Origin of the sequence: Phenylobacterium sp., assembly GCF_965229015.1 — a bacterium.
Lineage (GTDB): Bacteria > Pseudomonadota > Alphaproteobacteria > Caulobacterales > Caulobacteraceae > Phenylobacterium.
The window spans coordinates 211,488-224,346 of sequence record NZ_CBDDIM010000002.1; the positions used below are offsets into that span (position 1 = coordinate 211,488).

At 70.0% G+C, this 12,859-nt stretch carries 14 protein-coding genes; 10 read left to right on the forward strand and 4 right to left on the reverse strand.

The genetic code is table 11. The features are described from left to right. The first annotated feature begins 9 nt into the window (after positions 1-9). Entirely contained in the window at positions 10-501 is a 492-nt protein-coding gene (locus ACO06I_RS17210) for an FKBP-type peptidyl-prolyl cis-trans isomerase (protein ID WP_421933846.1), read from the forward strand. Positions 502-510: 9 nt separating this feature from the next. Here the strand turns inward: ACO06I_RS17210 and ACO06I_RS17215 are convergent, their stop codons facing one another. After that, a complete protein-coding gene (locus ACO06I_RS17215; RefSeq protein WP_421933847.1) occupies positions 511-1,599 on the reverse strand; it encodes a hypothetical protein in 1,089 nt (362 codons plus the stop codon). Between the two features lie 57 nt (positions 1,600-1,656). On the opposite strand from ACO06I_RS17215, the gene ACO06I_RS17220 reads away from it, so the two are divergent. The 4 genes from ACO06I_RS17220 to ACO06I_RS17235 all read left to right on the forward strand — a co-directional run bounded on the left by ACO06I_RS17220 (position 1,657) and on the right by ACO06I_RS17235 (position 4,709). After that, positions 1,657-1,989: a DUF1294 domain-containing protein gene (locus ACO06I_RS17220; protein WP_421933848.1), complete on the forward strand. Its 333-nt coding sequence runs from the start codon at positions 1,657-1,659 to the stop codon at positions 1,987-1,989. A gap of 67 nt (positions 1,990-2,056) precedes the next feature. Further along, positions 2,057-3,289, forward strand: coding sequence for an FAD-dependent oxidoreductase (locus ACO06I_RS17225; protein WP_421933849.1), 1,233 nt, complete (start codon positions 2,057-2,059; stop codon positions 3,287-3,289). Next, entirely contained in the window at positions 3,289-3,639 is a 351-nt protein-coding gene (locus ACO06I_RS17230) for a nuclear transport factor 2 family protein (protein ID WP_421933850.1), read from the forward strand. The genes ACO06I_RS17225 and ACO06I_RS17230 overlap by 1 nt, the downstream gene beginning before the upstream one ends. Next, entirely contained in the window at positions 3,636-4,709 is a 1,074-nt protein-coding gene (locus ACO06I_RS17235) for a phosphotransferase family protein (protein ID WP_421933851.1), read from the forward strand. The genes ACO06I_RS17230 and ACO06I_RS17235 overlap by 4 nt, the downstream gene beginning before the upstream one ends. A 184-nt stretch (positions 4,710-4,893) precedes the next feature. Here the strand turns inward: ACO06I_RS17235 and purU are convergent, their stop codons facing one another. After that, the gene (purU, locus tag ACO06I_RS17240) at positions 4,894-5,736 is read right to left on the reverse strand and encodes a formyltetrahydrofolate deformylase (protein WP_421933852.1); all 843 of its coding nucleotides are present in this window, start codon (positions 5,734-5,736) and stop codon (positions 4,894-4,896) included. Positions 5,737-5,942: 206 nt separating this feature from the next. Between purU and argE the strand changes: the two genes are divergently transcribed. Further along, on the forward strand, positions 5,943-7,112 hold the full coding sequence (gene argE / locus ACO06I_RS17245) for an acetylornithine deacetylase (RefSeq protein WP_421933853.1): 1,170 nt from the start codon (positions 5,943-5,945) through the stop codon (positions 7,110-7,112). 205 nt (positions 7,113-7,317) lie between these two features. Here the strand turns inward: argE and ACO06I_RS17250 are convergent, their stop codons facing one another. Continuing rightward, positions 7,318-8,304 (reverse strand): glycosyltransferase family 2 protein, encoded by a 987-nt coding sequence (locus tag ACO06I_RS17250; protein ID WP_421933854.1) that lies wholly within the window; start codon positions 8,302-8,304, stop codon positions 7,318-7,320. A 61-nt stretch (positions 8,305-8,365) separates the two neighbouring features. Between ACO06I_RS17250 and rfbC the strand changes: the two genes are divergently transcribed. From rfbC to ACO06I_RS17270, 4 genes are read left to right on the forward strand one after another with little or no spacing between them, the layout of a single operon-like run. Then, on the forward strand, positions 8,366-8,920 hold the full coding sequence (gene rfbC / locus ACO06I_RS17255; RefSeq protein WP_421933855.1) for a dTDP-4-dehydrorhamnose 3,5-epimerase: 555 nt from the start codon (positions 8,366-8,368) through the stop codon (positions 8,918-8,920). Next, complete coding sequence (locus ACO06I_RS17260; RefSeq protein WP_421933856.1) at positions 8,920-9,756, forward strand: acyl-CoA thioesterase; 837 nt, start codon at positions 8,920-8,922, stop codon at positions 9,754-9,756. Before rfbC ends, ACO06I_RS17260 begins: the two co-directional genes overlap by 1 nt. A 15-nt stretch (positions 9,757-9,771) precedes the next feature. Continuing rightward, the gene (locus ACO06I_RS17265; protein ID WP_421933857.1) at positions 9,772-10,362 is read left to right on the forward strand and encodes a DedA family protein; all 591 of its coding nucleotides are present in this window, start codon (positions 9,772-9,774) and stop codon (positions 10,360-10,362) included. A gap of 53 nt (positions 10,363-10,415) precedes the next feature. Next, on the forward strand, positions 10,416-11,732 hold the full coding sequence (locus ACO06I_RS17270) for an amidohydrolase family protein (RefSeq protein WP_421933858.1): 1,317 nt from the start codon (positions 10,416-10,418) through the stop codon (positions 11,730-11,732). Positions 11,733-11,736: 4 nt separating this feature from the next. Here ACO06I_RS17270 and ACO06I_RS17275 read toward each other — a convergent pair whose 3' ends face one another. Continuing rightward, positions 11,737-12,813 carry a sensor histidine kinase gene (locus ACO06I_RS17275; RefSeq protein ID WP_421933859.1) on the reverse strand — a complete coding sequence of 359 codons (1,077 nt, stop codon included), beginning with the start codon at positions 12,811-12,813 and terminating at the stop codon, positions 11,737-11,739. Positions 12,814-12,859 lie beyond the last annotated feature (46 nt).

The window sequence follows — 12,859 nt, forward strand, 5'->3', positions numbered from 1 at the left end:
GAGATTGCAATGAAGCGTATCGTCCTGGCCTTCGCCCTGATGGCCCTGGCCGCCTGCGGGCCGAACAAGAAGGCCGCCGACAATCTCGGCGCCGCCACGACCTTCCTGGCCGCCAACGCCAAGGCGCCCGGCGTCGTCACCCTGCCCTCGGGCCTGCAGTACAAGATCGTCCGCTCGGGGCCCAAGGACGGGCTTCGCCCCCATCCCGGCGACGAGGTGAAGGTCCACTACGAGGGCAAGCTGCTGGACGGCAAGGTGTTCGATAGCTCCTACGAGCGCGGCGTGCCGGCCGCCATGCCGCTGGACGCCCTGATCCCGGCCTGGATCGAGGCCCTGCAGCTGATGCGGCCCGGCGACGAATGGGTGCTCTATGTGCCGCCGGCCCTGGGCTATGGCGAAGAGGGCGCGGGCGGCGGCGAGATCCCCGGCAACAGCGTGCTGATCTTCAAGATCGAGCTGATCGGCGTCCTGCCGGGCCCCGGCTCGGTCGCCCAGGGCTAGCGCAACGGCCTAGCTAAACAGATGCCTGCGGGTGTCGGGATTCTCCCGGCGCCACATGACGTTGTCCAGGAAGAAGTGGTGGATGTTGATGAAGATCCACACCGCGAACAGGCAGGCCGTGGGCCCGAACACCGCGTGGTCGTAAGGGATCACCGCGTCCATCAGGTTGGGCAGGCCCCAGAAGCCGACAAAGCCCAGGACCAGGCCTGAGGCCACGAATATCCCAAGGCCGCTTTTCCACCTGAACGATTTGGCGCGCTCCACACCGGCCTGATAGCGCCAGACCACCGCCAGGTACTGCAGCGAGTGGAAGGCCGGGATCACCAGCAGCCACAGGGGGTTGATGCGCATGAAGACCAGCCAGGCGTAGAGGCTGGCGGCGTAGGCCGCCGCCCCGTTCCAGGGCAGGGTCCTCCAGGACCGTCCCATCACCACCAGGGTCGCCGCCGTGGTGAGCGCCGCGGCCAGGCCCGCGACCGCCAGCAGGGCCTGCGGGACCGGCAGGGCGTAGTAGTCCAGGCCCCAGAGGTGGGTCACCTTCACCAAGTGGTTGGCGTTCAGCCAGGAGAAGGCCCAGACCACATAGGCGTTCACCAGGAACACCTTCTTCTGCATCGCGCCGAAGAAGCTCTTCTTCAGGGCGCTGTCGACCATCAGCATGCCGTAGCCCTGCTTGACGTAGTGCCAGCCCACGAAGAAGGCCATCAGGTTGCCGCCGAAGCCCAGCAGGCGGGAGTCCGCGCGCGTCAGGGCGGTGGCCAGGAAGGCCGCCAGGGCCAGAGGCACGATCAGGCCGGCGAAGATGTAGCGGCCGCGCAGCGCCGGCGCGTGGGTCCCGGAGAAGGCCTTGGCCGGGTAGTCGCGGTAGAAGATCTGATAGGAGTGGGCGAAGTGCGGGTGGTTGAGGACGTTGATCAGCATCCACATCGCCGCCGCCAGGGGCGCGGCCACCCGCTCGGCCGGCAGCAGCAACAGGGCCGGGAAGGCCAGCAGCGACCCGCCCCCCAGCAGCAGGAAGTCGGCCACCGGGCCCCACAGGTGGCGGCGCGGCGTCGCGGCCGCCGCGTGCGTCGCGGTCTCGCCCAAGGCTATCGACATGGCGCCCTCCGCCCCGGTTCTTCGGACGCCAGCATGGCGGGCAATGCTTAGGCCCCGGTGAACGTCCCGCTAAGCCTGTGGCGCCAGACTGCCGGCGTGCTGACCTTCATCCTCACCTATCTGGCGGTGCTCAACCTGACCGCCTTCGCCGTCTTCGCCGCCGACAAGCGCGCCGCCGCCGCGGGCCGCAGGCGGACCCCTGAGGCCACCCTGCTGGGGCTGGCGGCCCTGGGCGGCGGCCTGGGCGCCGTGGCGGCCCAGCGCCTGCTGCGCCACAAGACCCGCAAGCAGCCCTTCGCCCGCGAGCTGGGCCTGATCCTGACGGGCCAGGGGGTTCTGGTCGCCGTGCTCGGCCTGCTGGCCGTCCGACACGCCCTTGTCATCCCCTAAGGAAGCCTGCTGAGATCGGTCTTGGAGCCGCGCCGTCAGAGCGCCGGCCAAGGGACGGAAGCAGCGCATGGACTACGACCTGATCGTTGTCGGCGGCGGTATCGGCGGCTCGGCCCTGGCCGCCGTCATGGCGCAGGCGGGCGCCCGCGTCCTGCTGCTGGAACAGTCGCTGGCCTACGAGGACAAGGTGCGCGGCGAGTGGATCGCGCCCTGGGGCGTCACCGAGGTCAAGCGCCTGGGGCTCTACGACCTGCTGGTGGGCGCCGGCGGGCACCACCTGGAAACCCACATCTCCTATGACGAGAACCGCGATCCGGAGGACGCGCGGTCGACGCCGATCCCGCTGGGGGTCTTCGCCCCCGACGTGCCGGGTCCGCTGTGCATCGGCCATCCCCACCACTGCCAGACCCTGTTCGACGAGGCCATGCGGCGCGGCGTCGACGCCCGGCGCGGGGTGCAGGTGATGTCGGTGAGCGCCGGGGCGGCGCCCAGCGTCACCTTCCGCCAGGACGGCGTCGAGACCACCGCCACCGCCCGCCTGCTGGCGGGCGCCGACGGCCGGGCCTCCATGGTCCGCGAGAGCCTGGGCATCGTCCTGCACCAGGACGCGCCGCACCACATGTTCGCGGGCCTGCTGGTGGAGGGCGCGCCGGGCTGGGACGACAAGGTCCAGGCCATCGGGGTGGAGGGGGACTTCTCCTTCCTGGCCTTCCCGCAAGGGGCCGGCCGGGCGCGGCTCTACGGCGCCTTCAGCCTCGACCAGCGCCGGCGGTTCTCCGGTCCCGACGGGCCGCGGGCCTTCCTGGAGGCCTTCCGCATGTCCTGCTCGCCGGACAACGAGCACCTGGCCCGCGCCACCCCGGCGGGACCTCTGCTGGCCTATTTCAACAACGACGCCTGGACCGATGAGCCCTTCGCGCCGGGCGCGGTGCTGGTGGGGGACGCCGGCGGCTGGAACGACCCGATCATCGGCCTGGGCCTCTCCATCACCTATCGCGACGTGCGCCTGGTGACCGACATCCTCAAGGCCAGCCCCGACTGGGCCAAGGCCGACTTCACCCCCTATGGGCAGGAGCGGGCCGAGCGCCTGCGCCGGCTGCGATTCACCGCGGGCCTGGTCTCGGCCCTGGAGGCGGAGTTCGGCGAGGGCCCCCGCGCGCGGCGCGAGAGCCTGCATCAACGCGCCCTGCAGGATCCCTCCCTGCGGGCCCACACCCTGGCGGTGATGGCTGGACCGGAAATGCTGCCGCCCGACGTCTTCACCCCGCAACACCGCGCCCGCGTCCTGGGAGAGGCCTGATGGAAGAGTTCAACACACGCTGGCTGGCGGCCTGGACCGCCAAGGACGTCGAGGCCCTGCTGGGCTTCTATGCGCCCGACACTCTCTATTTCGACCAGCAGACCGCCGCGGGCATCCGCGGACACGAGGCCTTGGGCGCCTATCTGTGCGGCCTGTTCGGCATGACCCCGCCCATGCGCTACGAGGCCGAGGCGGTCTGGGAGATCAAGGGCGGCTTCTGCGGCCGCTGGTACTGCACGATCGGGGATGCGGCGACGCCGGCCCTGCGCGGCTTCGACCTGGTGCTGATGGACGGCGACCGCATCGGCCGCAACGAGGTCTATGTCCACACCCTGGGGCCCGCGGCGTGAGCGAGCTCCCCATCGTCACCGATCCCGCCGCCATCGACCCCGCCTGGCTGACCGCCGCCCTCAACCGCGCCGGCGTCGCCGCCCAGGTGGAGGGCTTCATCACGGAGAAGGTGGGGGACGGCATGCTGGGGGAAAGCGTCCGCTTCAACCTGGCCTATGCAAAGCCCGTCGAGGGCGCCCCGGCCAGCCTGGTGGGCAAGTTCCCCTCCGCCGATCCGGTCAGCCGCGCCACCGGCGGCCAGATCGGTCTCTATCTGAACGAGGTGCGCTTCTATCAGGAGATCGCCCACACCGTGGCGATCCGCACCCCGCGCCCCTTCGTGGCGGCCATCGACCCGGAGACCAGCGACTTCGTGCTGCTGCTGGAGGACATGGGTCCGGCCCGCGGCGGAAACCAGCTCACCGGCTGCTCCCTGACCGACGCCCAGACGGTGATGGACGAGGCCGCGGCCCTGCACGGCCCCCGCTGGGCCGATCCCAGGCTGGACGAGGTGGAGTTCCTCAACCGCCAGATGCTCGACCCCGCCGCCCTGGTGGCCATGTTCGGCGGGATCATGGCCGCCTTCCGCCAGCGCTACGAGGGCGCCCTGGAGCCGGAATACATGGCCCTCTGCCAGGACTTCGCCGACAATCTCGCGGGCTATTATTCGGGTCCGCAGACCCCACCCACCGTGCAGCACGCCGACTTCCGCCTCGACAACATGCTGTTCGAGCCCCAGGGCGGCCGCTGGCCCCTGGCGGTGCTGGACTGGCAGACCGCGGCCAAGGGGCCGGGGGTGCAGGACGTGGCCTATTTCATCGGCGCGGGCCTGCCGACCGAGGAGCGCCGCCGCCACGAGCGCGACCTGTTGCGCCGCTGGCTCGAGGCGCTTTCCCGCTACGGCGTGACCTACAGCTGGGACGAGGCCTGGACGGCCTACCGCCACTACCTGCTGCACGGGGTCTTCACCGCCATCTTCGCCTCGGTCAGCACCAAGCAGACCGACCGCGGCGACCAGATGTTCCTCACCATGGCCCGGCGCCACAGCGCCCACGCCCTGGACCTGGAGTCGATGAAGCTGCTGCGCTGAGAAGAAGGTCGAGCCCGAACCGGGGGCGGCTTCATCCTCAAGTGTCATCCCGCATGCAGCGGCGAAGCCGCGGAAGTGCGGGACCCATACGCACCGGCCTCTCCGGCAGGCTCCGCGCGTCTGGGTCCCGGTCTTCCGCGCGCCGCGGAAACCGGGATGACACGCTTGGGCGCGCAGCGCCCCCTCAGTCGGTGAACACCACCGTCTTGCTCCCGTTGAGCAGCACCCGGTCCTCCAGCCGCCAGCGCACGGCGCGGGCCAGGACCCGGCGCTCGATGTCGCGGCCCTTGCGGATCAGGTCCTTCGGCGTGTCGCGGTGGCTGATGCGCTCGACGTCCTGCTCGATGATCGGGCCCTCGTCGAGGTCGGCGGTGACGTAGTGGGCGGTGGCGCCGATCACCTTCACCCCGCGCTGGTGGGCCTGGTGATAGGGCCGCGCCCCCTTGAAGCCCGGCAGGAAGGAGTGGTGGATGTTGATGCAGCGGCCCTCCAGCTTGGCGGCCAGGCCGTCCGACAGCACCTGCATGTAGCGGGCGAGCACCACCAGCTCGGTCTCGGTGTCCTGGATGAGTTTCCAGAGCGCGGCCTCCTGCTCCATCTTGGTGTCGCGGGCGACCGGGAGATGGTGGAAGGGCACGCCCGACAGATCCAGGTGGGCGTAGGTGTCGGCGGCGTGGTTGGAGACCACGGCGGCGAGCGTCATGGGCAGTTCGCCGCGGCGCCAGCGATAGAGCAGGTCGGCCAGGCAGTGGTCCTGCTGCGAGGCCAGGATCATCACCCGCTTCTTGTCCTTGGCCCCCCGCAGGGTCCAGTCCATGCCGAATTCCTGGGCGTGGGGGGCGAAGGCGTCGCGCAGGCTCTCGGCGCTCTCGCGGCCGGCGTCGAACACCACCCGCATGAAGAAGCGGCCGGTCTCCTCGTCGTCGAACTGCTGGGCGTCCAGGATGTTGCCGCCGCGTTCGAAAAGGAAGGCCGAGACGCGGGCGACGATTCCGGGGCGGTCGGGGCAGGCGAGGGTCAGGATCATGGCCCTGCCTAAGGCTTGATCACCGGACGGACGTCAAGCCGCTCACGCTCAGTTGCGCGCGCCGGCGGGGTGGAGCCCGTCGCGGCCCAAGGCTAGAGCGTGATCCGCTCAGATTGAATCGGAGCGGCGCTCTAGCTTCCTGGCTTGTCGCGCAATTTTCCGACGAACCGGTGTCCACTTCCTCGGATTGCGCTCTAGGGTGGCCCATGACCCTGACGTCCCGCGCCCTCGACATCCTGGCGACCCTGGTGGCCTTCGACACCACCTCGCACCTCTCCAACCTCGCCCTCATCGAATGGGTGGAGGCCTATCTGGACGGCCATGGCGTGCCCCACCGCCGGGCGCCCAATCCCGAGGGGACCAAGTCCAACCTGCTGGCCACTATCGGCCCGATGATCCCGGGCGGGGTGGTGCTGTCGGGCCATACCGACGTGGTGCCGGTGGACGGCCAGCCCTGGGTCACCGACCCCTTCAGGCTGACGCCCAAGGCCGACGGCCGCATCTATGGGCGCGGGACCTGCGACATGAAGGGCTTCCTGGCGCTCGCCCTGGCCGCCGTCCCCGACCTGGTGGCGGCGAACCCCCGCAAGCCGGTCCACCTGGCCTTCTCCTATGACGAGGAGATCGGCTGCCTGGGGGCGCCCGACCTGATCCGCCTGATCGGCGCCGAGCTGCCGGCCCCGGCCCTGGTGGTGGTGGGGGAGCCCACCAACATGGAGGCCGTCCGCGGCCACAAGGGCATCATCAACCACCGGGTGACGGTCAACGGCCACGAGGCCCATTCCAGCCAGACCCAGCTGGGAGTCTCGGCGATCATGGAGGCCGTGCCCCTGATGGCCGCCCTGCGCGACCTGGCGGCGAAGCTGGAGCGGGAGGCCGACCCCGCCTCCCTGTTCACCCCCAAGCAGGCGACGCTCACCATCGGCCTGGTGAACGGCGGCACGGCGGGCAACATCCTGGCGCGCGAATGCGTGTTCCAGTTCGACCTGCGCTATCCGGCCGGCCTGGATCCCGACGTCGTGCTGGCCGATTTCATGGCCCAGGCCGCCGCCCTCGACGCCGAGCTCAAGGCCCGCGCCCCCGAGGCGGGGGTCAGGGTCGAGCGCCGCTCCGCCACTCCGCCCCTGGCGCCCGAGCCCGACAGCGCCGCCGAGGTCTTCGCCCGCCGGCTGACCGGCGACAACGGCCCGCCCCGCGTGGTGGCCTTCGCCACCGAGGCTGGCCAGTTCCAGCAGGCCGGATTTTCCACCGTGATCTGCGGCCCGGGCTCCATCGACCAGGCCCACCAGCCCAACGAATATGTCGAGGCCGTCCAGATGGACCGCGGCGGCGCCTTCATGGAACGCCTGGTGGAGTGGGCCGCGGCGGGGGAATGAATGAGGGAAACCACGAACCTCGCGAATGGCACGAACAAGAACGAGCCGCTTCCCCAGTGTGTCATCCCGGTTTCCGCGTAGCGGAAGACCGGGACCCATACTCACCGATCCATCCTGAAAATCCCGCGCGTCTGGGTCCCGGACAAGCGCTGCGCGCTTTCCGGGATGACACTTGTTTTGTTCGCGCCGTTCGTGAACGAAGGTCCTACCGCCGCTTGATCACCACCCGGCGCAGGAACAGGTCCAGCGGGTTCCAGGTCATGGCGCGCGCGATGGCCCAGGAGCTCACCGTCCGGGTCGCCTGGGCCTCGCGGCGGGCGGCGAGCGCCACGTCCAGACCCTTCAGCCCCGCCATCAGCCCTCGCCAGGGCGCGCGGAACTCGTGGCGGTCGGCGTGGCGGACGAAGAGCAGGGCGGTGGTGAACAGGTGCAGGGGCAGGGTCAGCCACAGCAGGAGCGGCGGGGTGTTCTTCACATAGACCCACAGCCGGTTGCGGGTGCCGTGGAAGACCGCGAAGGTCGACCGGGGCCCGCCGGACGCCGTCGAGCCCACGTGCCGCACCACGGCGGTGGGGATCACCAGGGTCGGCTCCCCGATCAGCCGCATGCGGTAGCCGAAGTCGACGTCCTCGCAGTAGCAGAACAGGCGCTCGTCGAAGCCGCCCAGCGCCAGGAAGAAATCCCGCGCCACCAGCATGGCCCCGCCGCAGGCCGAGAACACCTCGCCGGGCGCCACCGGGCCCGGATCGGCGCCGGTATAGCCGCCCCGGAAGGGGAAGCCCGCCCCCGACATCACGTCCCCCAGTCCGTCCAGCCGTCCGGGGTCGTCGGCCATCAGCTGGCGGGAGGAGAAACACTTCACCTGCGGCCAGGTCTCCGTCGCCGCCATCAGGGTCTCCAGCCAATCGGGGTCGGCGAAGGCGTCGGGATTGATCAGGGCCATCCACCTGCCCCGCGCCAGGCCCGCCGCCCGGTTGACCCCCGCTGCGAAGCCCAGGTTCTCGCCCGCCTCGACGAACCTCACCCCCGGATGGGCGGCGACCGCGGCCTGCGGCGCGCCGTCGCTGGAGGCGTTGTCCAGCAGGATGATCTCGTGGTCGGTGAAGCCTTGGCGCTCCAGGGCCGCCAGGCAGGTTTCCAGGTGGCGGCCGCTCTGATAGGCGACCACGATGATGCTGACGGCGGGCGTCAAGGACTTGTCTTTGCCGCCAACCCGCGCCATCGCAAGCGTCACTCCGTCCAATTGAGGCGCCATGACGACGATTACGCCGCTCGCCCTGCCCGAGGTCCTGCTTATCACGCCCAAGCGCCATGGCGATGCGCGGGGCTGGTTCGTGGAGACCTGGAGCCGTCGAGCCTTCGCCGACGCCGGGCTCGACATCGATTTCGTGCAGGACAACCACGCCTTCAGCGCCGAGGCCGGCACCGTGCGCGGCCTGCATTTCCAGACCGCGCCCCACCCCCAGGCCAAGCTGCTGCGGGCCCTGCGCGGGTCCATCCTCGACGTGGCCGTCGACATCCGCCCCGGTTCGGCGACCTACGGCCGCTGGGTCTCGGCCACCCTGACCGCCGAGGGCGGCGAGCAGCTCTTCGTGCCCCGCGGCTTCGCCCACGGCTACTGCACCCTCTCCCCCGACACCGAGATCGCCTACAAGGTCGACGGCCTCTATGCGCCGCAGACCGAGGGCGCGGTGCTTTGGAACGATCCGGATATCGGGATCGACTGGCCTGACTTCGCCGGCGCCAGCCTGTCGGAGAAGGACAAGGTCGCCCCGCGCCTAAAGGATCTCGCCCCGGTGAGCTTCTGATGGGCGAGGTCTCCGAACTGGTCTCCATCCTGGAGCTGGAGCCCATCGAGCTGGACCTGTTCCGCGGCCAGACCCCGCCCGGCGCCGGCAGTCGCATCTACGGCGGCCAGGTGGTGGCCCAGGCCATGGCCGCGGCCTATCGCACCATCGACGATGGCCGGCTCTGCCACTCCATGCACGGCTATTTCATGCGGCCGGGCGACCCCAAGGTCCCCATCCTGTTCCAGGTGGAGCGGGTGCGCGACGGCGGCACCTTCGCGGTGCGCCGGGTGGTGGCCCTGCAGCACGGCAAGCAGATCTTCAACCTGGCCGCCTCCTTCCAGATCCCGGAACAGGGCTTCGAGCACCAGTTCGACATGCCCGCCGCGCCGGATCCCGACACCCTGCTCAACGAGGAGCAACTGCGGGCCAAGGCGGGCCTGGATCCCGCCAGCCGCCGCATCTGGCCGGTGGAGGTGCGCCCCGTCGATCCCTCTCCCCACGGGGTGGCCCAGGTGCGCGAGCCCTCCGACATGTGCTGGTTCCGCGCCCGCGTCTCCCTGGGGGAGGACGTGGTCCTCAACCAGTGCGCCCTGGCCTACGGCACCGACATGACCCTGCTGGACGTGTCGCTGCGGCCCCACGCGGTGGACTGGGACTCCGGCCGTCTGCAGGTGGCCAGCCTCGACCACGCCCTCTGGTTCCACAAGGCCAGCGACTTCTCCCAGTGGCACCTCTATGTGCAGGACAGTCCCTCGGCCTCTGGCGGCCGGGGTTTCAACCGCGGGTCCATCTATGGGCCCGACGGCGCCCTGGTGGCCTCGGCCACCCAGGAAGCCTTGATCCGGTATCGGTAGAAAGACGTCTCGCCCATGGGCGATCTGCAGCAGGCGCTGGTCGCCTACGGACCTATCGCGATCTTCCTGGGCGCCGCCTTCGAGGGGCAGGCCGCGGTGATCGCCGGCGGCTTCCTGGCTCACCAGCACCTGGTGACCCTGTGGATGGCGCTGGCCTGCGCCGCGGCGGGCTCCTGCCTGATCGACCAGGCCCTGTTCCTGGCCGGACGCCGCTTCCGCAGCACCAATTTCGTGATCCGCACCGCCCAGACCCCGGCCTTCGCCAAGGCGCTCGGCTTCATCGAGCGCTATCCGGTGAGTTACATCTTCGCCTTCCGCTACCTGTTCGGCCTGCGGATGGTCAGCCCCATCGCCCTTGGGGTCACCCAGATCCCTTCCCTGACCTTCGCCCTGCTGAACGCGGCCTCGGCCCTGGCCTGGGCGACGGTGTTCACCGGCCTGGGCTATTGGTTCGGCCAGACCATCGAGACCACCTTCAGCCGCTACAAGAACGTCGAGCACCGCGTGGTGGTCGCCGCCGTGGTCCTGGCGGCGGCCTTCGTCCTCTTCCATCTCGGTCGCTGGGCCTGGCCGCATCTGAAGGCGCGGTTCCAACGCGCCGACTAGCGCCGGGACACCGTCCTCGTTAGCTTCGCCGCAAAGCTTCGTGAGGGGACTTCATGCGTATCCAATGGCTGGCGAACGTCGCCGCGGCGGCCCTGGTCCTGGGCGCGGGGCCCGCGTCCGCGAAGGACATCGTCATCCACGCCGGACGGCTGATCGACGGGGTCTCCAAGGCGCCGCGCGCCGAGGTCTCCATCCTGATCCATGACGACCGGATCACCGGGGTGCAGTCGGGCTATGTCACGCCCCCCGGCGCCGAGGTCATCGACCTGAAGGCGGGCACCGTCCTGCCTGGCCTGATCGACACCCACGACCACATCACCGCGGGCTTCCACAAGGGTGACCCGATCCGCAACGCGGTGACCCTCACCAGCTACGACACCGCCATCGAATCCACCAACTATGCCCGGGCCACCCTGCTGGCGGGCTTCACCTCGGTGCGCGACGTGGGCGGCGAGACCGGCGTGACGGTGGCCCTGAAGAAGGCGATCAATTCCGGCGAGATCCCCGGCCCCCGCATCTGGACCTCCGGGGCCCCCATCAGCCCCACCGGCGGCCACGGCGACGCCGCCAACGGCCTGGATCCCGAGCTGGAGCATCCGGGCTGGAAGGACAACCTGGTGGACAGCCCCGAGGCGGCGCGGCGCGTGGTGCGCACCCTGCAGCGCCAGGGCGCCGACCTGATCAAGATCCTGCCCTCCGGCGGGGTGATGTCCATCGGCGACGATCCCAACCTGCAGCTGATGGCCGACGACGAGATCAAGGCGGTGATCGAGACGGCCCATGCGCTGGGCATGAAGGTGGCCGCCCACGCCCACGGCAAGCTGGCCATCGACAAGGCCGCCGCCCTGGGGGTCGACTCCATCGAGCACGGCTCCTTCGCCGACGCCGAGAGCTACAAGATCATGAAGGCCCACGGGACCTATTTCGTCCCCACCATGCTGGTGGGCGCCAAGGTCTATGACCGGGCCAAGACCCATCCCGAGCAGCTCAACCCCTCCACCGCCGAGAAGGCGCTCAAGGTGGTGCCGGTGATGGTGAAGAACCTGCACGACGCCTATGCCGCCGGGGTGAAGATCGCCTTCGGAACCGACACCTTCGGCATGTCGGCCCACGGCGAGAACGCCCAGGAGTTCGCCCTGATGGTCAAGGCCGGCATGACGCCCTCCGACGCCATCACCGCGGCGACGGCCAGCGCGGCCGACCTGATCGGCGACGCCCAGGACATCGGCTCGGTCCAGGCCGGGCGCTACGCCGACATCATCGCCGTCGACGGTGACCCCCTGGCCGACGTCACCACCCTGGAGCGGGTCGGATTCGTGATGAAGGGCGGCACGGTCTACAAGGCCGGCGGCAAGGCCGTGGCCCCCTGAAGGCTCAGGCTTCCGGGGCGGCGTCGGCGCGGGCGAAGAAGACGCTCACCCGCAGGCCCGTGCCGGGATTGGGCTCCACCTCGACCTGGGCCTTGGCGTTCTGTCGCAGGGACTGGACGATCATGGCGCTGAGCTTGCCGGCCCGGGGCCAGACCTCGCCGGGGCCCAGACCCACCCCGTCGTCGGCGACGATCACCCGGCACCCGGTCTCGTCCACCAGGCTGCGCAGCTTGATGGTGCCGCCCTCGCGGCCCTTGAAGGCGTGCTTCAGGGCGTTGGTGAGCAGCTCGTTGACCACCAGGCCGGCGGGCATGGCGACATTGATGGAGACCGGCCAGGTGTCCACCTGCAGGTCCAGGTGGATGCCCTCCACCGCATGGGCCTTCATCACCGCCGAGGCGACCTGGCTCAGATAGACCCCCAGGTCGATGCTCTCCCCGTGGCCCTCCTCGGACAGCGAGCGGTAGAGCAGGCCCAAGGCCTCGACCCGGCCGGCCAGGCGGGCGAACCGCTCGTCCTTGGCGTTCTCGGGCGCATTGCGCGCCTCGATGCGGATCAGGGCGGTGATCATCTGGAGATTGTTGCCCACCCGGTGCTGCAGCTCCTTCAGCTGCACGTCCTTGTCATGAATTCTTTGCTCGAACTCGCTCAGGTCCAGCTCGCCGCGGCGGGCGGCCTCCACCAGGGCCAGCATGCGGAACACCGGGGCGCCCCCGGAGTCCTGGATCAGGTTGGACCAGGCGTCGACGGTCTGGACCTGATCTGCGGCGGTCAGGTCGAAGGCCCCGATGAAGTCCTGGTCCTCGGTGATGGCGTCGCTGAACCGGCGTCCGTCCTGCGCCCCGGCGGCCTGGCCCGAGAGGGTGGTCCAGACCTGGCCCTCCAGGTCGGCGGCCGCGCGGCCCGTCAGGCGCTCGAACTCGACATTGGCGTAGACGATGTGCTCGGCCGGCTCGAGTTCGGCCACCGCGATGGCGATCGGCACCTGGTCCAGGAACTGGCGGAAGCTGCTGCTTTCCAGCACGCCGGCCAGGTCCGGGGTGTTCAGCAGCTGTTCGAGCCGCTCGTCCGGAGGCGTCATGCGGAAGTCCTTACTAGCGTCCCGCTGCTCCTATGCGCCCGCTCGG